Below are 25466 nucleotides of genomic sequence, written 5' to 3'. Positions count from 1 at the left end.
CGGGAATCCCTTCTATATCTATTTCTTTTTCATCCACATTTTTCCTTCCCAAGCCAATCGCAAAAAATCTTCGGGAAAGAGGTCATCAGGAAGTCCCTCAATTGGCATTCCGGCCCATCATGATATTTCTCTCATTTGGATGAACAAATCCTCTAGCTTTAGAAACTTTTGACCCTCTTTCGTGTCTCAATCTATAACAACTAGATTGAGGTGCAGAATGAAAAGACCGGTTTCTTTCCTGATGTTCGTACTCTTGATCCTTTCCGTATTGCTTCCGGCGGCCCAGGCCGCCCAATCGCAGCAGCTGCAACTGTTCCTGGACGGCCGTAAGCTGCAGCCCTCCGAGCCGCCCCGCATCGTGAAACAGACAACGATGGTCCCGGCCCGGATCATCTCCGAGGCGCTCGGCGCCGAAGTCGGTTGGGACCGCAAGAGCCGTACCGCCACCATAACCCGAGGACAGACCGTGCTGTCCTTAACCGTCAATCAGCCGCGTGCCCTCGTGAGCGGCAACACCGTCTCCTTGGAGCAGCCCCCCATGATCGCAGGCAGCACCATGCTGCTGCCTCTCCGCTTCATCGCCGAACAGCTCGGCATTCTGGTTCGTTGGGACAAGCCGACGCGGTCCATCAATCTCTGGTCTTCCGACATCCAGGTCTCCGGCAGCGATCCGGCGACGGAACCTTCCGTTCCGCCCATTCCGGGCGGGGAATATCCGATTCTGCGGGCAATCTTCTACGTGAACAACCAATTGGTCGTCAAAACGGGAGGTCCCGTGACGCCAAGCGTTACGATGCTATCGAATCCCGACAGGCTCGTCGTCGACATTCCCGGGCTAACGTTCGGGAAAGCGTTTCCGGATGCCGACGATGGCGCCGAGGGAACGCTCCCGGACGTCCCCGCAACCGATGCTTTGGTGTCCGCGGTCAGATACTCCTTATATGACAGCGCTACTTCCACCATCCGAATCGTTGCCGACCTGAAACAGCCGGCAGCTTACCAAGTCGTGAACAGCGGCGACCGGAACAGCCTGATCGTGCACATGTCCGCCCCGCAGAGCCAGGCGGCCCAGGGGTCCGGCGTCCTGATTTACCATTCCCACAACCGGGAATCGTTCCTCTCGTTGCTGCCGGGCGTTACGGATCCGGACAAAGCGTTTGACGCCACGCGGAATGTCCAGCTCTTAGGGGAACGCCTCGCGCAAAACCTGCGCAGCCAAGGCGCGGAAGTCTACCACACGACGGACGATTACCCATCGATCTACGGCAGCGCCTTCAGCTATGGGAAATCGTACGTTTACTCGGAGCAAACGGTCAAACGGGAAATGGCCGCCCATCCGCAAATCAAATACGTGTTCGATCTTCACCGGGATACTAGTTCCCGCGCTTCCACAACCGTAAATATCGGGGGAGTAAGCTACGCCCGGCTCTATTTCGTCATCGGGCTTGAAAATCCGGACTGGAAGAAGAACGATGCCTTCGCGAAGAAATTACAAGGCCTGATCGAAGCCAAATACCCGGGCATGTCCAGGGGAATCTATTACAAAGACCGAAGCGCGGGGAACGGCTGGTACAACCAGAACCTGTCCCCGACAAGCGCGCTGATCGAGATCGGCGGCGTCTACAATACGCTTGCCGAGTCGAATCGTACGATCGACGTCCTGGCGGACGCGATCAACCGGCTAAGGCTGGCGGGTTATTGAACAAGCATATGCCGCCGCTGCGACAAAGCGCCCTCGCGAGCGAGGGCGCTTCCTGTATTTCAGCTTATCTTGTCAGCGTCATGGACGTTCCATCGAAGATGACATCGGCTTTCCCTTCCCGGAACGGGTTCGCTTGCTCATAATCCGCCTCGATCGCGACTTCGCCGGACGTATCGAGATACCCCCAGCCGTCCTTGCCGCGGAACAGAACAAGGCCTTCCGACAGCCCGGTGAGCTTGTAAGGAGAATAGAGCACGTATTCGCCCTTGAAGTTGACGAGCGCCCAGTTGCCGTCTCGTCTTCTGACGACGGCCAAACCGTCCCGGAACGGCTCCGCCGATATGTAACGGTCCGGCAGGAGTTGATCTCCGGACGCGGATACGAACTTGAAAGGTGCGGCATCGTCCTCCCCGGAATCGCGCACCAGCTCGAATCCGTGGCGAAACCGAGTTGCCGTCGGATCGGTAGTCAGGATGACGGCCTGCGCGGTTCGCTCCCAGACTAGGTGCGATCCCGCGTTCTCGGCTACGAACCGAAGAGGAACGAGCACCGTTCCGTTTTGCTGAACGGGGGCCGCTTCCAGTTCCTTTTCGCTGCCATTGACATAAGCCTTGGGAGAACCGACTTCCAGCCGGATGACCGTGTCCGCTTTGCTTGCAAGGATTCCTCCTTTCTCCCACTTGATATCGAAGCCAAGCTTTTCGAATAAGGCACGCATGGGCACGAAAGCCCGGTTTTGGAGAATAACGGCTTGTCCGCTGAACGGTTGAAGCTCGCCGTCGATCAGAATGGGGATATCAAAATCGATGGCCGGCGCCCGCGGCGGATCGAAAAAAAGATCGATCGGCTTCTCCTTCTTCGCGGAGTCGATCCAAAGTTGCATAGTCTGCGCGAGCGGATTGCCCCGGACGTCCAGACGAAGCAACCTGTTCTGCTTGGCTTTCATCCGCTTGCCCAGCGGTTTCAGGTCGGAGATACGATTGCCGAACAGAAACAGGCTTTCGAGTTTTTTCATCTCTCCGATCGGGGAAAGGTCCCGAATTCGATTGTAATTCGCTTGCAGGTATACCAAGTTAGCCAATCCGGAGAGCGGTGCCAGATCTTTCACCGAGTTCAAGCTCATATTCAAATGAATGAGGGAAGAGAGTCCGCTTAAAGGACGAATGTCCGAGATACGGTTATCGCTCAAATCCAGAATGCGAAGCCTTTGTAAAGACCGTAACGGCGCGACGTCGCGGATCCGGTTGCCGCTGAGATCGATCTCCTCCAGCCCAGCCGCGAATTCCAATCCTTCCAAACTGTGGATTCTCTCATTCGGCAAAGCCAGCTTCCTGAGCTTCAGCAAATCGTCCTTCGTGACCGATCGGTTGCGGATGGACAGCGCTTGCCTGATTTCGTCCTCCAGCTTCGGGTCGCGGATTAGTTTGCCACCGGCTGCTTCCTCTTGGGCGAACGCAGGCAAGGGAATCGCGATCGCGAAAATGAGGAGCAATAAGAAGACAATTCTTTCCAAGAAGGATCACCTGCCGGTTCATAGTGAAGCCGATGCCTTACCAGCGGGCTTCGGTTTGGATCGCAAACGGATTATGGCGAGGAATCATTATCCACGATGCTGATCCAGGTCTTGCTTTTCGGGCCGAGTATGGTCCAACCTCCGCCCGGTTTTCTTAGGAAAACGCCGAACGTTTCCAGCGATTCCGGAATTTCGTCGTCTACGATTTTGACCGTAATCGTCTTTCTCCTTTCGTAAATATCGAATTTCAAGGTACCGGAGATGCCGTAGTAATCCTTCCCATTTACGGCCGTTTGGTTGCAAAAGCAGTATTCCACATAGGATTCCCAAAACGAGCCGTCTTCACGGACGACGGACAACGTCACGGTGCCGCTTCCCTCGTCCACGACGTAATGATCATTGGCGAACTCGACCGCTATGGGGTAATAGTCAGACGTAGGATTAGGTTCTTCTTCGCTATCGTACTTAATCGTCAACTTGGCCGTCTGCTGCGTCCCTAAGACCGCGCCGCCGGTCGGGTTGCTTAGCTTCAGCAGCACGGTTTCGTCGCCTTCCGGTAGGATGTCGTCTTTAATCGGAACCGTGAAGATTTTGTAGATTTCACCAGGCGCGAAAACTAAAGTTCCCGATGAGGAAACGTAGTCTTGACCGGCCGTTGCCGAACCGTCGGACGTGGCGTAATCGACGCTAACCGTGCCATGCGTGCCCTTGGAACGCGTTACCGTAATCGCCATTTGCGTGTTGTTCTCGGGTTCCATGTATTCCGCCTTGCTGAATTGCAATTCGGCCGGATATTGCAAATCGTTATGAATCGTCAAGGTCGCCGTGTACAACGTCCCGAGTTCGGCGCCGGCTGAAGGATCGCTCAATGTCAACTGTATGGTCTCGTCGCCTTCCGGCAACGCATCGTCGGTAATCGGAATCGCGAACGTCTGGGAAGTTTCGCCCGGCTCAAACTCCAGGAACCCCTTAACGGATTTATAATCTTGACCTGCCGTGGCAGTGCCGTCGGACGTGGCAAAATTGACGTCTTGAAATCCGCCGTCTTTAGAACGAGTTACCGTAATCAACGCTTCCCCGCTCTCCTCCACCGCGTATTCCGCTTGGCTGAATTGAATGATGACGGGCGGATCGGCAGGGAGCGACTCGGTCTCGATGAAAACATTGGAGTCCACGACGTCGTCGCCAGCATCGGCGATGGCCAGTTTCAAATGGTTCGTTACGCCTTTATTGACTTTGGCTTCGATCGTCAACACTTTGGTAAAGCCGTCCATTTCCGTTGAAAACTTAGCCTCGCTCTCGTAATACTCGTTATCCACGTAGAGATGGCTGTGTTTGTTTCTGTTCACGTTGTCGATCGTAACCGGAGTCGTTCCATCGTCCAAGAGCGCAACGTTCGCACCGTTCAGAAATATCCCGAAAGCATCGTTGAACCCGTTGTTTACGTCTTCGTTGTACTCGTCGGAAGCGAACACGTAGCGGAACTTCAACACGTCCACCGACGGTACGAAGTCGAACTCCAAGACGGCCGCGTCCTCCGTTGGGACTCCCGCTACCGCGTCAAGATCGGGATCTCCCGCTCCGCCATAGCCTACTCCCTGATCGGTATACTGGTTCATTCCAAACAGGTGTTCATTGTATCCGGTACTGAGTATGACGCCTTGCCCGATACCGATAACGTCAGCGGCGTTATTGAAAAAAAAGGCCTGCTCGTCTTCGCCTTTGAACGTGATATTGCTGTAAGTTGCGTTGTTTCCCAGCAAGCTCAGTACAAGCCGTTCCAGTCCGGACAGCTCTTTCATCCGCGGTTCCAGATCCTGCGCTTTTGCCGCCGCCGGAAGAGAGCTGAGAAGCATTGGGACAATGGCGAAGACCACCGACCATTTTCGTGCGATCCGCCGCCAAACACGTCTGCGTTTCACGATACAACCTCCGTTTTTGGCAATATTTAGATACTATTTGTATCCATTGTAAAGTTTTTGCTGGGCTGAATCAATACAATATGTATCGTTGATAAAAAAGAAAACACCCATCGAGAATGGGTGCCTTCCGTCTCCGGTATGCTGTTAGTTTTATTCAAACGTTACCTTTAAGTGCGTATCGCCCCGATTCCCCAGCGGAAATGCCGTCGAAGTCATGGACACCGATTTCAATTCCGGCAGCAGCTTCAGCAGCGTTTTCAAGCTCAGCTTGCCGGCTCCGCCCGTCCAGCGAGCGGTAGCGGAGGATTGCCCGGCCTTGCGGGCTTTGCGGATGATGGCCGCCAGCTGGTCCGCGGTCGCCGCCGTGATGACCGCATTCACGGGAAAGTCCCTCTACTTGAACTTTACCATTCCTCGGCGGCATATATGAATCTATTTTATGAATAAAAGCTAGGAACCTGTCGAACGGTAGCGCCGGACGCCGATTCTCCAAATCCAGAGGCACGGCAGGAGGAACAGCGCGCCCGCCAAGGGAATCAGCATGTAGAGGAAGCCGCTCCCCTCTTGCTTATCCAGAACGTAAAGAAGCGGCAGATAGTTCACGCATCCGAACGGAATGACGAACGTGAAGAAGATCCGAATCCCCTTCTCGTAGATCGTCAGCGGATATTGGGCCATCTCCCTTCCCCCGTCCGTGAAGATGTTCGCCGCCTCCAGCCCTTGAATCGTCCAGAAACACATCGTCGCCGCCAGAATGAAGATCCCCGTAAAAATCATCACGCCGCAAACGACCATAAGCAGCAGCGTCACCGCCTTCGCCGCGCTCCATTCGACCTGAACCTGCGTAACCGCCCAGATCAGCACGAATAGGCTCTGAACCAGACGCCCCACGCGGGAAAACTCGAATTTGGAGCCGAGAACCTGCACGACCGTGCCGCGCGGACGGACAAGCAGCCGGTCGAAGTCGCCCGAGACGACGAGCGCGGAGAACGAATCGAACCCGCGCGCCACACATTCGCTAAGCGAGAACGCCATGTGAATGACGCCGAAACAGAGCGCCACCTCGTAGAAGGTCCAACCCCGGATCTCGCCGAATCGCTGGAACAGGAAGTATACGCCCGCGAAAACGAAGAACGGAATGAAGAACTGGCCGGCCGCCAGCAGCCAGAACGAAGTTCTGTACTGCAGCTGGGACTTGAACAGAATCGTCAGGTACCGGAAATAGAGATTCACGGCTCAGCCTCCTTGGATGACGACGTTTCGCAGCGCTTTGGTCATGATCCGTTTGCCGATAAGGACGAGGGCGAACAGCCACGCCGCTTGAATGCCGAGCCCGCGCAGCGCTTCGCCCGCCGGAATATGCCCGGAATAGACGCGGAACGGAAAATCCGCCGTCCAGCGGAACGGCAGCGCGTAAACGATATTCTGCAGCCAGCCGGGCATGAACGGAATCGGGATGACCAAGCCAGCCATGAATTCCCCCAATACCCCGAAAATGAGCAGCGATCCGACCGGCGACATCGTCCAGAAAACGGAAATGTAAATAAACATCGAAATGGCGACGAGAACCAGCAGTCCGATGAACAAAGAGGCCATGAAGAGGAATAATGAGGCCGCGGACGGCGGAGGACCGATCCGGTACGGCTCGGGCAGGAAGGCGGCAACCAGAACGATCGGGAAGCATCGGAGCAGAGCGCTCGACAGGCGCGTCGCCAGCAGCTTGACGTACCAATATTCGTAGAGCCCGCACGGCCTGCAAAGTTCGTAGGCGATATTGCCGCTTGTGATGAGTTGGAAGATTTCATTGTCCCGGAACCATAACGCGATGAAGGCCAGAAAAGCTTGTTGCAGCCATATATAGGAGATGAGCTCGCCCAAAGTCATGGAAGGGGTCCCTGCGCGGGAAGAATGGCTGTAGAAAGCAACGAAAATCATGATGTACATGAAGCCCCAGAAAAATTGCGTGGCCATGCCCGCGAACGCCGCGGACCGGTATTGCAGCCCGCCCACGAACCGGAGCTTGCCCGCAGACCAATAGGCTCTCATAGGCGAAACTCCCGATAGAGTCGCACGATGATATCGTCCATCGGCAGCGATTCGAAACGTCCGCGCAGCTCCTCCAACTTGCCGTCGTAGAGCAGACGTCCTTTGCCGATAAGCAGGATCCGATCCGCCAGCGCCTCGATGTCGCTCATGTCGTGCGTCGTAAGAATGACGGTCACGCCCTTCTCGCGGTTGATCGTTTTGACGAATTGACGGACGGCGAGCTTGCTGACGGCGTCCAGCCCGATCGTCGGCTCGTCGAGAAACAGGATGCGCGGGCCGTGGAGCAGAGAAGCGGCGATTTCGCACCGCATCCGCTGTCCCAGGCTGAGCTGGCGGACGGGCGTCTGGAGGAGATCGCCGATCCCCAGCGTCTCCGTCAGCAAAGCCAGATTCGACCGGTATTCGCCCGGAGGGATGAGGTAGATGTCCTTGAGGAGTTCGAAGGAATCGAGGACCGGCACGTCCCACCATAGCTGGGTGCGTTGACCGAACACGACCCCGATGTTGCGGACGTAGGCCACTCTCTCCTCCCATGGCGTGTAGCCCAAGATGGAACAGGTGCCCCCGTCCGGCAGCAGAATGCCGCTCATGATCTTGATCGTCGTCGATTTCCCGGCGCCGTTGGGGCCGATATAACCGACGATTTCTCCTTCCCTGATGGAGAACGAGATGCCTTCCAGGGCATTCACCTGGCTGTACTCGCGCACGAAAAGCGCTTTCAGCGCTTGGCGCAAACCGGCGGACCGCTTGGCCACCTTGAACGTTTTGCGGATCCCTTCCAACTGAATCAATCGGCTTTCCTCCCCATCGGCTTAAAATCGGAAGGAGAAGAGAATATCACGGGCGTGCGCCGAACGTCAAGAAAAAGATGGAATTCGAATGATAACAAAAAAAAGCCCGCTCTGGAAGCGGGCTGGCGCGAAACCGTCTCGGCCGCGTTAATTTCGGGACACGCTCAGAAGTCTAATGCCCAAGCCGATGAAAATGAACCCCGTCATTTTGCTCAGATAGCGGGAAAAGCTGCTCCTTCTTAATTTTCTCGACATCAGTTCCGATGCCCATACCAGCACCAGGCACCAGGCCGTTCCCGTCGCGAAGAAGGTCAGTCCCAGCAGGACAAACGGCAGCATGCCCGCCGAATTCGCAGGATCGATGAACTGCGGCAGAAAAGCCAAGAAGAACAGCGCGACTTTCGGATTCAGCACGTTCGTCAGCAGTCCCTGCAGGAAGATTTTCCGTCCGATGATCGGCTCCACGCGCTGAAGTTCCAGCGGGCCGGTTTTGGCGCGGATGCTTTGGATACCGAGGCAGATGAGATAAGCTGCCCCGATCCATTTGACGACGTTGAAAACCAGCGCCGATTGCATGAGGACGACGGAAAGACCGAATGCGGCAAACAGCGTATGAAACAACGCCCCGAAGCTAATCCCCAGAACGGACAGAATGCCCGCTTTTTTCCCTTGGGCGACCGTGCGGCTCAGAATATACAACGTATCGGTTCCGGGCGTGAGATTGAGAAGAACCCCGGACAGCAAAAACAAACCGTAATGATCGATTCCGAACATGAGGCACTCCCCGCTTGATTCAAGTATTTAAACAATTATACCGGATAACGATGCGGGTGTCCTATCCATAATCGCGCTCCTGTCCGTCTGGGATTGCGGCACGTTTCCCGTTCCTTATTCGCTTCACTCGGTAGATCATTGCCGCAAGCGCGAGGAAAACCGCATATGCCCCTGCCGTGACGATCGCGTTCCGCCAACCGGAAGCTGCCGTCAGTTGATCTCCCAGCAGGGTGGCGGCCAGCAGGAACGGCAGCTTGCCCAACAGCGTCGCCGCCAAATAGGGCAGCACGTTCATGCGCGTTAGCGCGGCATAGATGTTGACGGCCTGCGCAGGCACAACCGGTATCATGCGGGCCAACAGCACCGCAAAGAACGGCGACTTCTCGAACCAATCCGTCAAGCGCCGGACGCCTTTCATTCCCGAGGCCTTCCGCCGCTGCTCGGCCGTCAGCACGTTTCGCACGACCAGGAACAAGACGGCCGCCGCCGACACCGACACGCCGACGTTGAGCAAGCTTCCGGCCGCGGCTCCGTATTTCGCCCCCAGCATGACCGCCGCGGCTCCATACGGTATGGCCGGGATAAGCGCGACCAGGAAAGCGGCGCCGATCACGGGCAGCTCTCCGCTCCATGAGCCTGCATCCCGCCGAAGCCATGCGTACAATTGCTCTTGGTAAATCCACAAGGCGATCGCCAACAGAACGTAGACGAGCAGCGCCATCCATTTTTTCATCGCTTGGGGTCGGGCAGCAGCCGTTTCATGTTTTGGACGGCTTCCTCGACCGTTTGCGCCCGAAGGACGGTACCCGGCTCTGACTCATACCCTTCCGAGGAGTAGGCGTACCTAGGATCGTAATAGTGCTTCAGAAGCATTTCCACGGCTATCTCATAACGCTCCGTCTTCAAGCAGTCTTCGATTTCGCGGGCGATGGGCGTATGAATGCGGGACTTGATATGGGAAAAGGCGGCCATGCAGGCCTCGCGGTGCTTCCAGGGGCGGTAATCCTCCAGGATGTACCGCACCCGTTCTCCCATGGGGATCTCCAGCCAAATGTGGGGTCCCTCTTCTTTCTTGCGGATAAGGAAATCCGGCAGAACCACCTTGCCGATCCGCCGGCTTTCCGCCTCGATGATCAGGTACGAGGCCCCCTCGTAACGGATCAGTTCCTCCAACAGCAAGGAATCGAACGTTTTCTGGTTATGGCCGCGGAGTCCGATCTGCCCGAAAATCGACCCCCTGTGCGCTGCAAGCCCTTCGAGATCCAGCACGGGATACCCTTGCTGCTTCAAAGCACGGAGAATCGAGGTTTTGCCGGTACCGGTATTCCCGTGCAGAACGTAGACCGGAACCCGGATTTCGTACGTTTCGAGGGTTTCCACGACCCATCTGCGGTACGCGCGGTATCCCCCGGCGATCCGGTAGGCGTGTATGCCCATCAACGACAGCACGGTTGCGGTCGTCTTGCTCCGCATGCCGCCCCGCCAGCAGAAGACGGCTTTCTTGCCGGGCAAATCCGCGAAGCTGCGGATGAAGGCGGGAAGTTTGGCGGAGACGATTTCCAGCCCTCTCTGTTTGGCGGCATCCGGGCTCTCCTGCTTGTATATGGTGCCGATTTCCGCCCGTTCCGCGTCGTCGAACAAGGGAATGTTCAGGCTGCCCGGAATGGTGGCTTCCTCGAATTCGGACGGAGAACGAACGTCCACGAGGACGAGTCCGCGGCTTGCGCGCATCTCTCGCAAATCTTCCGGCAATACGTCTTGAAACATGTCCGTCTCCCTCTAAGGTGGATTCTAGATCTCTTTAGTCCACGACGATGCGGCCGGGGTGGTCTTCCGTCACTTCGCCGATGATATGGGCATCAACGCCCGCATTCCGCAGTTCGGAAAGCAGCCGATCGGCATGTTCTCCCGAGACGGAGATCAGCAGACCGCCGGAAGTGACGGCGTCGCACAGAATGTAGCGGTCCGTTTGATCCATCGTTTCCGGAAACGTCACGTGATCTTGCACGTGGTTGAAATTGTTCTTCGTACCTCCCGGCACGAAGCCTTGCTCGGCGAGCTCCCGCACGCGCGGCAATACCGGAACGCTTCCGCGATGGATGCGGATTCCCGCGCCGCTTCCTTTGGCCATCTCCAGGCTGTGGCCGATCAGCCCGAAACCCGTGACGTCGGTGCAGGCATGCACGTCAAACGGCTCCATCGTTTCCGCGGCTTTTCTATTCAGTGCAGCCATCACTTGCGTGACCCTTGCGATCTCCTCTTCCGTCAGCTGATTCTTCTTGATCGAAGTCGTCAGAATCCCGACGCCGATCGGCTTCGTGAGGATCAGCTTGTCGCCCGGCTTCGCCCCCGCGTTCGTCCGGGCTTTGTCCGGGTGGACGATCCCCGTTACCGCAAGGCCGAACTTCGGCTCCTTGTCGTCGATGGAATGCCCGCCGACCAAAGTCGCCCCCGCTTCTTGCACTTTATCCGAAGCGCCTCGCAGGATTTCGGCCAGAATGCGCTTGTCCAACGACGAAATCGGAAACGCAACGATATTTAATACCGTTAAAGGCTTGGCGCCCATGGCGTAAATGTCGCTGATGGCGTTCGCCGCCGCGATTTGTCCGAACGAATAGGCATCGTCCACGATCGGCGTGAAAAAATCGACGGTTTGCACGATCGCCAGCTCGTCCGTCAGCTTGTACACGCCGGCGTCGTCGCTCGTCTCGAGTCCGACGAGCAGGTTCGGATCCGGCGTGGCCGGAGGCAGGCTGCGGATGACCTGCATCAGGTCCGCCGGACCGATTTTGCAGCCGCATCCTCCTTTGCTGGATAACGAGGTCAATTTGACGTTTTCCCTGCCGCTCACGTTTTCCGCGGTTTCCATGTCTTCGACATTCCCTTCTCTGATCGTTTTCTAAATCGTACACGATTCTCGGGAAAACGCGCAAACTTTCCCGTCCCCGCACGGGATAGGCTATGTTATAATGCTATACGTTACAACCATCAGGGGAATCGGAGGGAACGAAATCATGTCGCAAATGAGCGGGCTCAGCTTGCAGCCTGAAACCAAATATAACGCGAAAACCGTTGCGATGGTCCTGGTCTTCATCCTGATCGCGGCCGCGGGATTGATGTATGTCAAATGGTGGCCTTACTACAACAAGGCGCTGTCTTCGGCCGCGACCCATTCGATCGGCTCGTCGATCCTGGGCGATCCGGCCGGCGATGCCGGATCTCCGACTTGGAGCGACGCCGTGGAATACGCGGCGAAGTATTTCAAATCCGTATGGAAAGCGGCGATTTTGGGCATTCTCTTGGGATCGCTCGTACAAGTGCTGATCCCCGTGCGCTGGCTGCAGCGCGTGATGGGAAGCAACCGCTTCAAAAGCACCTTCATCGGAGGAATCGTCTCCCTGCCCGGCATGATGTGCTCGTGCTGCGCCGCTCCCATTGCCGCGGGCCTTCGGCGCAGGAACGTATCGGCCGGCGCCGCGATCGCCTTCTGGCTCGGCAATCCGCTGCTGAATCCGGCGACGTTGATTTTCATGACGTTCGTGCTGTCCTGGAAATTCACCCTGCTGCGGATCGGATTCGGCATCCTGATGACGTTCGGGATCGGTTACCTCGCCAATCGGTTGATGAGAGGCAAGGAAGTGAACGCGCCGGAGGGCATGCAGCCGAAGCCGTCGAAGGGCGATTCCGGCTCCTTCGGGATCCGGTGGTTGAAAAGCCTGGGCATCATGGTGCTGCAGGTGGTGCCCGCGTATTTGGCGGCCGTTCTGCTGCTGGGAGCGATGAAGGTCTGGATGTTCCCGGTGACGGAAGGATCCGGTCTCGCGATTCTCATCCTGTTCGCCGTCTGCGGCGCTCTCTTCGTCATCCCGACCGCCGCGGAAATCCCGATCGCGCAATCGTTCCTGTCGGCCGGCATCGGCGCCGGTCCGGTCGCGGCTCTGCTGCTTACGCTTCCGGCGGTCAGCCTGCCTTCGCTGCTCATGGTCGCCAAGGCGTTCCCTCGCCGTATTCTGGCCCTCGTGCTCGGGTCGGTCATCCTGGCCGGCATCGCGGGCGGCATCGTCGGGGTATTCGTGCTCTAAATCGGAAGGGGAAAAAGGGATTCTTCGGCTGTCGAGACAACCGGGAGAATCCCTTTTTCGCCTTTCCGGACCGGCTCCGAGGTTAGGAGGATGAGGCCGAAAACCGGCGGAGGCACGACTGGCAAATGCATGCTTTGCCACGCAGATCATCCGGTACGAGCTGCAGCATTTCCTTCGGGAAAGTCGCTTGCGTGCACCAGCAATCGCCCTCCGGTTTGCCCGCCTCATTGCCGCACCCGTTGTCTTGGCCGCACAAAGGACAGGATTTCGCGTCGAATCGGGTCCGGCTCATGGTATCATACGTTCCTCCTCTCTTCGCAATCTCTCATTTCCGTGTTTGAAATGCCCGGTTGCCTTGGCCATGAGCAATTGCGCTTCCTTGAAGCCGGCTCTTCCGATTTTCGCGATGAACTTGGCCGCTTGTGTGCCGGAGAGCGTCGTGACCGTTCTGCCTTGCCAGTCGATGAATACTTTGCCTTCCTTCGTCTCTCGGTACGTGAATACCTCTTCCTCGAATTTGTTCCGCTTGTCGATTTCTCCCATAGGGTTCAAATCCCACCCGATTCGTTGATTCAAACGATAACAGAAATGCTCTTCTTCAACGATTCGATCACGAGCCGCCGTTATCCTGCCCCGCCCATTCGTCCATCCACTTCACGGCTGCCAGCCGTTTCGTCCAAGTCCGCTTCACGATCGGAAAGATCGGATTCCTCTTCCCGAGAGCCGCATTCCTCGCCGCCTGCCAGATTTCCCTCGGCATTCGGAACAACGCGGCAACCAGTTGGCGTTCTGCCGGCTTGAGCGGCCGAATCTCCTCATATCCCCGCAGAAGGGCGCCTAGACGAACAAGGTCGAAATCGGCGGTGTTCGCCATCGTTTTCGCCAGTTCATAGGAAGCGGATCCGCATCTCGCGAAATCCCAGTCGATCAGCTTGACGCCGTCCTGCGCGACGATGACGTTGGGAATCGTCACGTCACCGTGGATGAAGCGAGGCTTCTCTTCGGACAACAATTGACGGACGGCAGGCGCTTTCAGCATTTCCCAGGCGCGGCGGGACAAAGCGGCCGTTGCCCGGCCGTGCGCGTCGAACCACTGCCGTTCCGATGCGCGTTTGGCACGGATTCGGGCCACATAGCCGCGAAACAACCGATCCGTCGCTTGAAACCCGCGAATCTGCCGGTACGTCGAATCGAGACGCGCACCGGTGCCGCTTCCCGTTTCCAGGGAATGAAGCCCGGCCAGCGCTTTGCCCAGCGCCGCGAAGTCGGACGGGGTTGGCGCAAGGGGCCTGCCCTCGACCCACTCGGCCACATAGTACGGTCTCCCTTTCGCGATGACCCAATAACGTCCGGAATCGGTCGTCCTCCATTTTGACAAATGGGGATACCCCTGTTCGGTGATCCGGCGGATGCACGTTTCGACCCTCCGGATTTGACGGATGGCGGACCCGCCGATCCCCCTTCGCGCCTGAAACGGCTTTAACACCCATGCGCCTTGATCGGTGGACAGCCGGTATGCAGCGCGGGATTTGTATAGGGATGCGCAGGACCTGATGCGAGCAATCCGCAGGCCGTAAGGCTTCGCGATTTCCCTCAATCTCACCGTGTTCATCATGCATTTCCTCCCGAATCCTGTTCCACTATCGTATTCCGAAAAGCGGATTCGTTGAGGAGAACGTGCGAATAAGCGTGATGGGGAGGACGGATCCGGTCATAAGATGGAAAAAAAGGCGCTTCGGCCGGGAAAGGAGAATTCGATGCGGGCAGCCTTGATCCGTCTGGAGGACGTCGGGCCGGGGGGACGGTACGAAACCGGGGAAGATCAATTCAAACTGAGGATCGTCGCCGACTATTTATTCGCCGAACGCGTGCCGTTCCATGTCGCCGTCATCTCCCGCTTCATGGATCCCGCGCGCGGAATCGACCGGACGATCGAGCGGCCCTTCGATCCGGCAACGTCCCGCTTCGTGCGAATCCTTCATGGTTGGTCCGCCAGGGGAGCGTCCCTGGGCATGCACGGTTACACGCATCAATATGGCGCTTCCGTTAGCGGTGAAGGATACGAATTCGCCTATCCGGGTTGCCGGGAGCATTGTCCTCCCGACGATGTTCCCGCGTCCCTGAACGATATCGATTCGTGGCAGCGGTCCTATGCCTATGGGAGATTCCGGGCGGCGTTCCATGCCTTCCTGTCCTCCGGCTTGCGCCCGGACTGGTTCGAAACGCCGCATTATGCGGCCTCCGACACCCAACGCAGAATTCTGGAGGCGTGCAGCTGCATCCTCTATGAGGACAATCCGGCCGCCCCGGGCAGCCGGAGGGTAACGGAGCGAGTGTCGAAATCTTGGGTCGGAAAAACGTACTATATCCCCACGCCGCTAGGGTATGTTGGCGGAGCCGCCGTGGAGCAGGACGTCGGCCGGATCATCCGGGAGGCTGAGCGTTACGGAGACGCGGATTTGGCTTCCTTCTTCTTCCATCCGTTTCTGGAGTTCCCATATATTCAAACACGGCAAGACGGGACGTCGTCCTACGACGACGATTCCCCCCTTCATCGGCTCGTTCGCGCCATGAAGGAGATGGGGCGCCGATTCGTCACGATCCCGTCATGGCTTAACGGCAGCGGAAGCTTCCAATATCCCCGCCTCCCCCAGCAATAACCGCAAAATGTTGGCGTGATACGAAATTCGATGTGCCAGCGGCAGGCTCCAGCAGGTTTCGACGGTAACGGCACGGATCTGAAGCAGGTGATGGGCCGCGTGCCGGCCCGAGCCTGGCAGTCCTCTGAGCCGCATCGTATAGTGCCGGTTCGGCAGGGAGATCGACCTGTTGATTTTCGCGATCGTTCTTTCAACCGCGGGGATGGACGAGTTTCCCGGATTGGCGATCAGCGTCTGGCCCAACACCTTGGGGTTCAGCCGGGACAGCCCGTTGGCTTCGTGCAGGTCGAAATACCAGGCGGCGCGGTACTCCCGGGCCAGACGGAACAAGGCATCCGACAACGGATGCCTTGCGGGATCTCCCGGGCGCCGGGGGAAGGTCCGGTTCAAATCGGGAACGCCGGGGTAGCCCCTCGTCTTACGCCGGTATGCTTCCCGGTTGACGAGCGGGACGATGATGAGCGTTCCCCTGGCGATCTGCAGAACGCCTCCGCGCAAATCCGCGACGGCGTTGCCAGCGGCGAGCACGCTTGCGGGCTCATTGCCATGAACGCCGGCCGTCACGATGACGGCGTTCCCGGGCTGATCGCCAATGGCGATATAATAGGGAGTTTCGAATTTCGAACCTTTCGACAGTGTGTGTACGATGACCTTCATCCGAACGGCACCTCCCGCATACCACACAATACGTGGTTGTCCGAGCGGAGGCGAGGGTCAGCCGACCAAGGCGGAACAAAATCCGCGATTAGCCGCCGGTTACGAAGGGATTTCGAGCGCCGTCCTGGCGTTTGACCGGTCCAGCCAAATCTGCTCTCGAATCGCGTAAGGCTGGTAATACCCTTTGCGCATCATGTAATTCGCGATCTTCTCGTGGCTGTCGACGGCTTCGAACAGCTGGCGTACGAACGTTGCCTTTACTTCCGGCGTCACCGCTTCCGTCGCTGCGACCGCGTACAACAGGACGCCGCTTTTCGCCGACTGGAGCAGGTCCGTCGCGATAACCTGATCGGTGAGCGTATGGACCCCGAATAATTTCTCGATCATCGAATTCATGTATGATCCTCCTTCCTCAGCAGCGCCTGGCTGAGCAAACCGTCCAGTTCCCGAAGCTGCCTGGAGCACAGCTCGGCTTCCTCCCGCATCAGCTCCTTCAGCTCCGGATCGGTAACCAGCACCTGCATCGTTTTCGATTTCGTCAGGCTGACGGTTTTGAACGTCGTAACCTCATGCAGCTCCATCGTTTCGTGCACGCCGAACCGGCTGCGAATGATGCTGCCGTCCTTTTCGCCTCCGGTCATGGCTTCAGCACCACCTTTACGCAATCGTCCAATTTGTCGTCGAAAATTTCGTAGCCCCGTTTGGCATCGGACAGCGGGATAACATGCGTGACGATGTCCATCGGATCGATTTTTCCGGAGGCCACCAACTCGTACATATGCGGCATATAGTGAATCACGGGCGCCTGTCCGGTCCTAACGTTCACGTTTCTTTGAAAAATGTCGCCCAAGGGGAAACCGTTGTATCTCCCTCCGTAGACGCCCGTGATTTGGATCGTTCCGCCTTTTCGCACCGCTTGCGTCGCGATCACGATCGCACCCATCGCCCCGCCGTGAAGCTTAAGTCCGGAGGCGAGGAATTCCAGGGGCGTCATTTTTCCGTCCATTCCGACCGCATCGATGACGACGTCCGCTCCCCCTTGGGTGATCTCCTTCAAATGGTTGCCGATGTTCTCTTCTTTTTCGAAATTGACCGTTTCGACGCGGTTTCTCTTCCTCGCGCGTTCCAGGCGGTATTCCACGTAATCGACGGCGATGACCCGTTTCGCCCCCTTCATCCAGCAGAACTTCTGCGCGAACAAGCCTACGGGACCGCATCCCAGCACGATGACGGTGTCTCCCGGCTTCACGCCGGCATTGTCGACCGACCAGTAAGCGGTGGTCATCGCGTCCGAGATGACTGCCAGCTTCTCGTCCTCCGCTTCGTTGCTTTCCGGGACTTTGAACGGGGTGAAGTTCGCATACGGAACGCGCATGTATTCCGCTTGTCCGCCGGGGTAACCTCCCGTCGATTCGGAATACCCGAAAAACCCGCCTGCTTCCCCATGAGGGTTGGAATGGTCGCATTGGCTCTCCAGGTGGTTGGTGCAGTACCAGCACCGGCCGCAGGCCACGTTGAAGGGAATGATGACCCGGTCGCCCTTCTTCAGCTTCGTCACTTCGGGTCCGGCCTCTTCCACGACCCCGACCGGTTCGTGACCGATGATGAAATCCTGAGGCATGTTCGGAATCATGCCGTGAATCAAGTGCAGATCCGAGCCGCAGATCGCCGTAGCGGTAAGTCTGACGATGATATCGTCCTTCTTCTCGATTTTCGGATCCGCAACCTCTTTCACCTGCACGTTCTTGATCCCTTGATACGTTACGGCTTTCATGGGCGTGTCCCCGCTTTCATTGATCCGGCGTCGCGAACATGCCGAGCCTTGCCGTATCGTCCGGGAACAGCTTCATCCGGGCGATCCGAACGGTCGTCTCCGCTGACTTCAGATCCATCTGGAATTGTTCGCCCACCTCGTAAGGGTGAAGCCAATGCTTCTCGACCATCAGCTTGGATATTTCCTCGTGCAAGGCCAGCGCGTCCGCCAGCTGCTCCCGCAAAACAAGCCGTACGTCCGGAGATGCCGTCTCCGTAAGGGCGGCCGCGAGGTTGCGTACGCCGTTCTTGGCGCGCATCGCAAATTCGAGGCAGAAAGAACTGTCCGCCATGTCGGCCATGCCGACCGAGTTGATCGGATCCAAGTAGTCGTCGTTCATGTCGCTTATACCCCCTGGTCATTGCAATCGGATTTTGGCGTACAAGCCTTGAAGCTGCCCGATGTGCTTCATCGTCATCTCCACGTCTTTCTGCATCAACCGCTTCAAGTCCCGGTCGAAGACGAGGCCTTGCATGAGCTTGGACTGGGCTAAGCACAGCGTTTTGAAATTGAGCATTTCATGGACTTCCATCGTCTCGTGCGCGGCCATCCGCAACGTCGGATCCAACCGGCTCACCTCCGTTTGTCAGCAACGGAACTATTTTCTCTCCGCCGGAGGGCGTTATGCGCGAAGCGGGGGAACGGCAAGAAGCCGTTCCGGGGAATGGCCCGGAAACGGCTTCTTGCCGCACATCGGATATGAAGTTCTCTCCCGTTTGCACCTTGCCGATCGACATATTGCTATGCCTGTTCCTTCTTGGTGACGCGAAACTCATAACGATTAACGCCATGAAATAAAAATTGAGCAGGCCCAGAAACCTTACGCTCATCCCTTATCTCGATGATCGTGGCTTAGCTGATCTTATTCTTGGCCGATCCAGTCCGGCTCCGCCGTCTTCTTCCACCTATCGCGGATGGCGTGATACGTCTCCTCCTGAAGCGGGCCCGCTTCCAGCAGCTTGGCATTCTCCGCCCAGCGGCCGGGATTCGCCGTTCCGACGATGGCGGTATGCACGCCCGGAGCCGTTAAGGCGAACCGCAGGGCTTGTCCGACCGCTTCCTGCCCCCCGATCTGCAGGAAGCCGTAGTCGAGTTTGCGCAACCGATTCCAATACGTATATTCATATGCGTTCGGGTCCGGCTGCTCCCGGTGTCGCCAAGCCACGTTCGCCACCGGACGTTTGACGACGACGCCCATTCCCCGCCGGTCCGCCTCCGGAACGATCTCATTCAGAGATTCCTGGTCCGCGATATTCAAAGAGATCATCAGCGAGTCGAACAGCCCCGTCCGCACGGCAAACTTGGCCGCGTCATGATCCCCGCTGTAGCCGATAAAGCGTGTTTTCCCTTTGTCGCGGGCGCGCTGAAGCGTCTCGATGACCTCGCCGCGGCGAAGGATTTCCTCGGAGCAGCTGTGCAAATGGATAACGTCGATGTACTCCGTCTTGAGCCGCTTGAGACTGCGGTCGATGCTCGCTTCCAGCGTGGCGGGATCCCAGTCCGTACCGCCCAGTCCGGATGCGTGGCCGCATTTGGTAAACAGGTAATAGTCGCTTCAGCGGTGAGCCGCCGTCCGGCCGATCAGCTCCTCGCTGTCCCGGTAGCATTCTGCCGTATCGATGACGTTCAGGCCGGCGTCCAGAGCGCTGCCGAGCAGCTTGTCCACTTGCGCAGGGCTGGCGCCTTGAAACCCGATTTCCGCTCCGCCGAAACCGAGCACGCTGACCGACATGCCGGTCTTGCCGTACAACCTTCGTTCCATACGGATCCGCCTCTCTTTCGCTAGCGATTCGATTCGAGTCACTTCCCAGTATACTCCAACCGGATGACGCGCGAAAACCGCCGTGGCGCCCGACGAGAGTGCGGGGCGCCCACACGTTAAGCTCGTCCCGCAAGCTTATCGCTGCCCTCGAGCCCCCGCGCCCACACGTTAAGTTCGTCCCGCAAGCTTATCGCTGCCCTCGAGCCCCCGCGCCCACACGTTAAGCTCGTCCCGCAAGCTTATCGCTGCCCTCGAGCTGGTTAACAGCCCCCTCGCCGCGATGAACCGCGCGGCTCCCGGCGCGCGGTTCGAAATCGCCGCGGACGCTCCCGTCCGCCCTCCGCTAACCGTGCAAGCTTCCTTCGTAACGGTGCCTGTACCGGTACGGACCCGCCGGAATTTGGATGAGAGCCGTCTGACCGAGCTCGGACAGCCGGAATAACGCGTCGGCCATGTACGCGTCATAGCCGAGCAGCGGCCTGCCGGCCATGCCGGTCCGTGCAATCGCGAGCAGTAACTTCTGGACGAGTATGCCCGCCTCCATCTGCTGAATCCGGTAGCCTCTCGCTCCCCATTCCCTCCAAGCGTGCAACCGGTCCCCTGCCGCATGGAACACCATCGGAACCTGGTACAGGTTTACGTTAGGAAAAGTCAATCCGTACTGCAGCCACGCCCGTTGGTCTCCCGGCCGCGCTTCCGCGAGCGCGTGAGCGGCGTGGTCGTACAGGTAAGCACCGTCCCGGACGCCTTCGACACCATGGAAACAGCCGCACAGGAAGACCCGCGGCGGCGCTTCGTCCTCTCCCTCGTCCAAATCGCTTACGTAGCGGAAGGACGTCGCGGTTTGTCTCAAAATGCCCGCCAGCACATGCCCCCCGACCCGGCGCAGCACGAAATCCGTTTCCGGCGAATAGCGCTTGCGGGATAACGCGGCCGCATCGGCCGCCGGGACCTCGACTCGGGGCAGAGGGATACGGCGAAATCCTTTCGGGATCGCCCGCCGGTGGCGGAAAATCCGAAAATCGGCGGTCGAATGCTGCATGGAAGCTTCGTTCATCCGGATCAGCCGAGGATAAGCTTTTACGCGCTTCGACCGGACATAATGCTCATGGAAGAGGGGCGGTATTTCCCGGATGAGCTCTTCGGATGTGCCCAAGAGAACCGACGAGCCGGCACCCGTACGTCTGCCCGATTGCCGCTCCGGCTCTGAAGCCATCGGGATCACCGCATACACGCTCTCCTCGTTCTCCCGAAGCCCGAGCAGGTGGCCGGCTGCCCGGTCCAGGAACTGATAGTGGACCGAAGCCCCGAAGCCGAACCCTTTGCCCGCCTCCAGCAGTTGACCGATCAGGACGCCGGCATCCAGTCCTTGCAAACGGTACGAGAAGTCATGGTATTTGAAGAAGTTTTTCCAGAAGAAGGCCGTGACGAAGAGAACGCCGAAATGGCCGGACGCATCCAAACGCCCGCCGACCGCCCGTTCCACATACGAATCGTAGTTCCCTTCCCTCAGCAGCACAAGCCGGTGGCGGGCGGCATCATAATGGTAGACGCCGTCCGGAAGCTCCGGAAGCTTCAGGTAAGCGTAGAGCTCGTTCGGATACAAACCTCCGCCCGAAGGAACGACCCGCCGGTACCATTCCGACAAGCCGTACGGATTCGGCGGTTGACCCGGAATCACAGCGGCCCGGCTTGCGGTCGCCGTGCCGTACGCATACCAGAGTAAATGGCCGAGCTCCCGCACGCCGGGCTTGCCGATTCCGCGAAGCGCGGCGAAGGTCAGCGGAACGTCCAGCGACAGCGGATAATACGGCAAACGGCGGTAAAGCTTGAACGGAAGCGGAGCATCCTCCCAATCGGGCTCCCAGTCGATCGGTTTCGCTTTATCGGTCTCGAAGTGCAGCTCGTGCAGAAAACGGGCGATGTCCATCGGCTCAGCCCCCGGCGCAAGTTTACGGAAACGGATGCGGATGCGGATTGAGCTCTTCGAGCGTCAAAGGCTCCGGGACGAAACCGAGCGCAGCCGGCACCCGGAGGACCCGATCCAAGCCTTGAAGACGTGTCAAATGGTAGCCGAACGTCATGGGGAGCATGCCCGGGATCAGCACCTTGACGCAATGCAACCCGTTCCGCAGCGTTTCAGGCGACGTCTGGTCGACCGCGATGACGTCCAGCCCGAGCCGGCGGAAAACGGAGATCAGCGCCTTCAGGTCTTCGGTCATATCGGGATGCCAGACCGGGCGCGCGAACGTTTCCCCGAAGGTCTGCGTCCGCCTGCCGGATTTCAGCAGGAAATCGAACCGTCTTTCCGCTTCCGGCAAGGCGTACAGCATGGAATGATCCTCCATCTGCCTGACCCGGTACGGATCTTCCAGCATGAGCGCATACGTTTCGCGATTCGCCTCGAACCGTTCGTTCTGGGACAGGACCATGCCCGCCAGCTCATGAATCGAGCTCTTGGCTGCGCGAACCGGATCGGGATGCGCCCCGGCCGCGCAGATCAGATTCACGCCCCGGCTTCCCGTGTTCTTGGCCATGGACCAAATGCATGGGATGCCGTGCTCCATCGTGGAGTCGAACAGCAGCACCTCGAAACCTGCCGTCTCCCGCAACCGGTCGACCATGAGCGACAGCTCCGCGTCTCCCGACGAATGAGGATCCAGCGGCGTCAAGGGCAAACGCGCGTACCAAGCGAGAAGGAACGAATCCCGTTCCGCGACCTCCAGGATGCCGTAGAAAATCGCTTCTTCCAAGCTTCCGCCGAGCGCGCAGCCGTTCGACGTCTCGTAGACGAACCCTTGTCCGCAGCCCGTGCCGTAATAAACGAGAGGCTCCGGCAAGAGAATCGGCCGCTCTTCGAGAAACGAATAGCCCCATACCCAGTTCATGTTCCTCTCCGGATCGAACGCTTGAAACGGAAAGTCCGGCCTCGCGTATTGCTCGGCAGCATGCAAGCCGACACGGGCGGGAAACAAGGCGAATTCCTCCAACTGGCGATAAGTGCCGCGGACCGAAGTCCGTTTGCCCCGCGGCTGCAAGCCGCAATGCCGTTCCAATCCTTCCAGGATCGCGGTCAGTACGCTGTCCGAATACCGGTGGGTCCGTCCCGCGGTGCCTTCGTCGCCCTGGGGAAGCGGCAAATTCACGCTGGCGTCGGCGTAAGGAGATTGCAGATCGTACATTTTGACGTTCAAGAGCCCGGTCCGGTAATCCAGGTAATCGGACTCGAGCGTTTTCTCCAATTGCTCCATCGGCCGGGTCCGGTAGCTTCCGGCTCCGGTTTTGCGGCTTTCCCTCAGCGCGATCCGGGCGTCTGCAGGGGAATCGTCCGGCAATCTTCCGCAAACCGGGCACAGCGGGTCGGGAAGAATGAAATGTCGCGTCAGGGTTAACGTCGTTAAATTCAATAAATACATCCGGTTCTCCAGCCGAACGGGATCTCCCCTCAGCAGCCGCTCGGACTCTTCCGCAAGGATCAGCGCAAGCTGGAGGATTCCCGGATTCGAAGCCCATACGTCCCGGGGCGAGGTTTGCCGTTCCGTGAACCGCTCCCTCAAGAGCCACGTTTCCCGGCGGTCTCTCCCCGCCATCGCCTTGCGGCTGTCCGCGCACAGCGAACAACCGGGTACGTCCGGACGGACGAGCGGACCGGCGATGCCTTCGCCGAACGATACGAACCCGCGAATCCAAGGCGTATCCATGCGGCGGAACGTTTCCTCCGCTATCGCATGAAGCCCCGGGGCCCAACCGTCGCTGAGCACGAGCGCCAAATCCGCTTCTTGGGGTGCTCCGTCCCGGAAGTCGATCTGGCGGATGAGCTTGTACGCGGTCCCCAGCCGGTCGCTCACCCGGTCCGCCAAACGACCTTCCCCGATGATCGAAACCGTCGCCGTCACCGGACCCCCTCCTCTCGCAAAACGACCCCGAATACGCCGGCCAGAATATCATTCATAAAGGGTTCAATCGCCAAGTCGTATACGGCGAGCCGAATGCCGCGGCGCCTCAATGCGTGTTCGGCGGCGGACAGCTGCTCCGCCTCCGCTTCTCGGATCACCGGCTGCAGAATCGCCGAAGCTGGCCCGTCGGAACCGGTTTGGGCGGACAATAACGCCAGAGCAGCCGCGCTCCGCAGCGCCTCCGTGCGGTTCAAGCCCGCCGCGCCGTACCAGACCGGTCCGCTTCGCACCCAACGGACGGGGAAACCTAGAATCTCTTGTCCGGCGCGTATCTCCGGTTGCCCCCGCAAGATCGTCAACGATCTTAAATAATAAGCCAGGTCCCCATCCTCCACCCCGATTGCTTCGGCAGTCAACCCCTCCGGGGGAAGCGCCCTTACCCGATCTCCCAGCCGCTCCTGCAAACACCGGTGCAGTCCCCTCGCGATTCCTTCCGCGACGGACGCCCCCGCGCCGACGCCCATCCGTACCGGCTGCCGCTCAAATAAACGCGTCGCATAGGCTTCGATCCCCGCGAGCCCCGCCTCCCTCCTCGCCTGTTCATGCGTAAGGCCGCCGCATACGATCTCCGGCAGCAGCTCTGCCGGACCGTCCGACAACGGATCCGCGGCTTGCACCCTGCACACGGAGAGCGGAAGCTGGCGATAATCCCCCTCATCCCAACAGTGGAGAACGCCCGCGACCGGGGAGGTGAGCCGGGTGAAACCGGAGAACAACTTGGCAGCCTCCACGGTTCCTGATTCCCTGTCCATCGGTAAGGTTAATGGCCGTTCCCGAAGCGGTTCGATGTAACGGGCTTTCAGGGCGGGATGAGGAACAATCGCGTGACGGCTTCCTTCCAACGTTTCAAGATTAAGCAGGAAGATCTGGTCCCGAAGCTCCTGCACGCCGGTTCCGGTCAGAGATTTGAAGAGCTCGAACGCGAGCAGGTTCGCCAGCATCGCCTCGGCAACGGATGACGGCGCATGCTCGAGCGGATCCTTCACGATCTCGTGACGATGGAGGCGTCGCCGGGCGGACTCCCAGTCCCCGTCCGATTCCGGGGACACGAGCGGACCCGCCATGCCGACTTGCGCGAAGAACACGGCGGGAAGCAGCGTCTTCTTGCGTTCGACGCAAACCCGGTGCAACGCCTGAAGCTCGGGAATGCCGCCTTCGGACGAAACGTAGAGAATCCGGTCGAACGGGCCGACGACTTCGCTCCACGGTACGTTCCCTCCATAAGCCCATTCCTCGATGCGTACTTCCGGATCGGTCAACCGGGCATATGCCGCAAGCTCTCCGATCCGACGCCTGTCCGTCGGCGTACTGCCGCATGCCACGATGCGGAAACGGGACAAACCCGACTCCAGCAAGGACGAGACGAGCGACACGAGCATCGGACCGCTGCCGGCTGCGAGCACCTCCGACTCGCGGTACCGCTGGAAGCGGTTCGCCCCGGAACCTCCGAAGGCATCGAGGAAGTCAATCTGCGAAGCGAACCTCTCCAGTACGCCGTCCGGCAACCCGTGCGGCAAGTCTTCGCTGGCGTCCCTCGCGAATCCGTTCTGGATCAGAGTGGCGGCGATTTCGTACACCCTGTTCCGGTGGGCCTCCGGCAAGCCGTCGGTCAACGCCTCCAGCGTATGCTGGCCGTCGAACATCGGGATCAGCTGCTCGATCCAGCGGTCGATCATGCTGCCCTCCATTCGGAACGAGCCTTGATTGTTGCGAAAATACACGATCCCTTCCGGGTCGGGAAGAAAAAACGTGTCTCCCTTCACCTTAGGGCGCATGGACGGCTTCAAG

25 protein-coding genes and 1 pseudogene are annotated in these 25466 nt (G+C 58.7%); 3 read left to right on the top strand and 23 right to left on the bottom strand.

Going from position 1 to position 25466, the window contains the following annotated elements; genetic code table 11:
• Window positions 1-217 precede the first annotated feature (217 nt).
• Window positions 218-1702 (top strand): stage II sporulation protein P, encoded by a 1485-nt coding sequence (gene spoIIP / locus GE107_RS09750; RefSeq protein ID WP_219639502.1) that lies wholly within the window; start codon window positions 218-220, stop codon window positions 1700-1702.
• A 64-nt stretch (window positions 1703-1766) separates the two neighbouring features.
• On the opposite strand, the gene GE107_RS09745 is transcribed toward spoIIP, so the two are convergent.
• The 10 genes from GE107_RS09745 to selD all read right to left on the bottom strand — a co-directional run bounded on the left by GE107_RS09745 (window position 1767) and on the right by selD (window position 11617).
• Window positions 1767-3215: a leucine-rich repeat domain-containing protein gene (locus tag GE107_RS09745; protein ID WP_219639501.1), complete on the bottom strand. Its 1449-nt coding sequence runs from the start codon at window positions 3213-3215 to the stop codon at window positions 1767-1769.
• Window positions 3216-3286: 71 nt separating this feature from the next.
• Window positions 3287-5137, bottom strand: coding sequence for a Calx-beta domain-containing protein (locus GE107_RS09740; RefSeq protein ID WP_219639500.1), 1851 nt, complete (start codon window positions 5135-5137; stop codon window positions 3287-3289).
• A gap of 150 nt (window positions 5138-5287) precedes the next feature.
• On the bottom strand, window positions 5288-5518 hold the full coding sequence (locus tag GE107_RS09735) for a hypothetical protein (RefSeq protein ID WP_219639499.1): 231 nt from the start codon (window positions 5516-5518) through the stop codon (window positions 5288-5290).
• Window positions 5519-5587: 69 nt separating this feature from the next.
• Entirely contained in the window at window positions 5588-6370 is a 783-nt protein-coding gene (locus tag GE107_RS09730) for an ABC transporter permease (RefSeq protein WP_219639498.1), read from the bottom strand.
• A gap of 3 nt (window positions 6371-6373) precedes the next feature.
• The gene (locus GE107_RS09725; RefSeq protein WP_219639497.1) at window positions 6374-7183 is read right to left on the bottom strand and encodes an ABC transporter permease; all 810 of its coding nucleotides are present in this window, start codon (window positions 7181-7183) and stop codon (window positions 6374-6376) included.
• Window positions 7180-7974 (bottom strand): ABC transporter ATP-binding protein, encoded by a 795-nt coding sequence (locus GE107_RS09720; RefSeq protein WP_219639496.1) that lies wholly within the window; start codon window positions 7972-7974, stop codon window positions 7180-7182. The genes GE107_RS09725 and GE107_RS09720 overlap by 4 nt, the downstream gene beginning before the upstream one ends.
• Window positions 7975-8121: 147 nt before the next feature.
• The gene (locus GE107_RS09715; RefSeq protein WP_219639495.1) at window positions 8122-8748 is read right to left on the bottom strand and encodes a LysE family translocator; all 627 of its coding nucleotides are present in this window, start codon (window positions 8746-8748) and stop codon (window positions 8122-8124) included.
• 61 nt (window positions 8749-8809) lie between these two features.
• On the bottom strand, window positions 8810-9481 hold the full coding sequence (locus GE107_RS09710) for a TVP38/TMEM64 family protein (RefSeq protein ID WP_219639494.1): 672 nt from the start codon (window positions 9479-9481) through the stop codon (window positions 8810-8812).
• Window positions 9478-10515, bottom strand: a complete 1038-nt coding sequence (gene mnmH / locus GE107_RS09705) for a tRNA 2-selenouridine(34) synthase MnmH (RefSeq protein WP_219639493.1) — start codon at window positions 10513-10515, stop codon at window positions 9478-9480. Before mnmH ends, GE107_RS09710 begins: the two co-directional genes overlap by 4 nt.
• 34 nt (window positions 10516-10549) lie before the next feature.
• Entirely contained in the window at window positions 10550-11617 is a 1068-nt protein-coding gene (gene selD, locus GE107_RS09700; protein WP_255570360.1) for a selenide, water dikinase SelD, read from the bottom strand.
• Window positions 11618-11762: 145 nt separating this feature from the next.
• Here selD and GE107_RS09695 point away from each other — a divergent pair, with 145 nt between their 5' ends.
• Complete coding sequence (locus tag GE107_RS09695) at window positions 11763-12830, top strand: permease (protein WP_219639492.1); 1068 nt, start codon at window positions 11763-11765, stop codon at window positions 12828-12830.
• An 82-nt stretch (window positions 12831-12912) separates the two neighbouring features.
• On the opposite strand, the gene GE107_RS09690 is transcribed toward GE107_RS09695, so the two are convergent.
• From GE107_RS09690 to GE107_RS09680, 3 genes are all read right to left on the bottom strand, one after another.
• Window positions 12913-13122: a cysteine-rich CWC family protein gene (locus tag GE107_RS09690; RefSeq protein ID WP_219639491.1), complete on the bottom strand. Its 210-nt coding sequence runs from the start codon at window positions 13120-13122 to the stop codon at window positions 12913-12915.
• The gene (locus GE107_RS09685) at window positions 13119-13373 is read right to left on the bottom strand and encodes a hypothetical protein (protein WP_219639490.1); all 255 of its coding nucleotides are present in this window, start codon (window positions 13371-13373) and stop codon (window positions 13119-13121) included. The genes GE107_RS09690 and GE107_RS09685 overlap by 4 nt, the downstream gene beginning before the upstream one ends.
• Before the next feature lie 67 nt (window positions 13374-13440).
• The gene (locus GE107_RS09680; RefSeq protein ID WP_219639489.1) at window positions 13441-14445 is read right to left on the bottom strand and encodes a phosphotransferase; all 1005 of its coding nucleotides are present in this window, start codon (window positions 14443-14445) and stop codon (window positions 13441-13443) included.
• A 142-nt stretch (window positions 14446-14587) separates the two neighbouring features.
• Here GE107_RS09680 and GE107_RS09675 point away from each other — a divergent pair, with 142 nt between their 5' ends.
• Window positions 14588-15490, top strand: a complete 903-nt coding sequence (locus GE107_RS09675; RefSeq protein WP_219639488.1) for a DUF2334 domain-containing protein — start codon at window positions 14588-14590, stop codon at window positions 15488-15490.
• Here the strand turns inward: GE107_RS09675 and GE107_RS09670 are convergent.
• From GE107_RS09670 to GE107_RS09625, 10 genes and pseudogenes are all read right to left on the bottom strand, one after another.
• Window positions 15437-16147 (bottom strand): M14 family metallopeptidase, encoded by a 711-nt coding sequence (locus GE107_RS09670; protein WP_219639487.1) that lies wholly within the window; start codon window positions 16145-16147, stop codon window positions 15437-15439. The two genes, GE107_RS09675 and GE107_RS09670, sit on opposite strands and share 54 nt — an antisense overlap.
• 99 nt (window positions 16148-16246) lie before the next feature.
• Window positions 16247-16543 (bottom strand): spore coat protein, encoded by a 297-nt coding sequence (locus GE107_RS09665; RefSeq protein WP_219639486.1) that lies wholly within the window; start codon window positions 16541-16543, stop codon window positions 16247-16249.
• Window positions 16540-16788 (bottom strand): hypothetical protein, encoded by a 249-nt coding sequence (locus GE107_RS09660; RefSeq protein WP_219639485.1) that lies wholly within the window; start codon window positions 16786-16788, stop codon window positions 16540-16542. The genes GE107_RS09665 and GE107_RS09660 overlap by 4 nt, the downstream gene beginning before the upstream one ends.
• A complete protein-coding gene (locus GE107_RS09655) occupies window positions 16785-17921 on the bottom strand; it encodes a zinc-dependent alcohol dehydrogenase (protein WP_219639484.1) in 1137 nt (378 codons plus the stop codon). The genes GE107_RS09660 and GE107_RS09655 overlap by 4 nt, the downstream gene beginning before the upstream one ends.
• A gap of 16 nt (window positions 17922-17937) precedes the next feature.
• Window positions 17938-18300, bottom strand: a complete 363-nt coding sequence (locus GE107_RS09650) for a spore coat protein (protein WP_219639483.1) — start codon at window positions 18298-18300, stop codon at window positions 17938-17940.
• Window positions 18301-18318: 18 nt separating this feature from the next.
• The gene (locus GE107_RS09645) at window positions 18319-18510 is read right to left on the bottom strand and encodes a spore coat protein (RefSeq protein WP_219639797.1); all 192 of its coding nucleotides are present in this window, start codon (window positions 18508-18510) and stop codon (window positions 18319-18321) included.
• 312 nt (window positions 18511-18822) lie between these two features.
• Window positions 18823-19722: pseudogene (locus tag GE107_RS09640) on the bottom strand (aldo/keto reductase).
• A gap of 343 nt (window positions 19723-20065) precedes the next feature.
• A complete protein-coding gene (locus GE107_RS09635; protein ID WP_219639482.1) occupies window positions 20066-21652 on the bottom strand; it encodes a SagB family peptide dehydrogenase in 1587 nt (528 codons plus the stop codon).
• 22 nt (window positions 21653-21674) lie between these two features.
• Window positions 21675-23618: a TOMM precursor leader peptide-binding protein gene (locus GE107_RS09630; RefSeq protein WP_219639481.1), complete on the bottom strand. Its 1944-nt coding sequence runs from the start codon at window positions 23616-23618 to the stop codon at window positions 21675-21677.
• The gene (locus GE107_RS09625; protein ID WP_370636334.1) at window positions 23615-25465 is read right to left on the bottom strand and encodes a putative thiazole-containing bacteriocin maturation protein; all 1851 of its coding nucleotides are present in this window, start codon (window positions 25463-25465) and stop codon (window positions 23615-23617) included. The genes GE107_RS09630 and GE107_RS09625 overlap by 4 nt, the downstream gene beginning before the upstream one ends.
• Window position 25466: the final 1 nt, after the last annotated feature.

The organism is Cohnella sp. CFH 77786 (assembly GCF_019400745.1).
Taxonomy (GTDB): domain Bacteria; phylum Bacillota; class Bacilli; order Paenibacillales; family Paenibacillaceae; genus Cohnella.
This window is presented reverse-complemented; position numbering and strand designations above follow the sequence as displayed.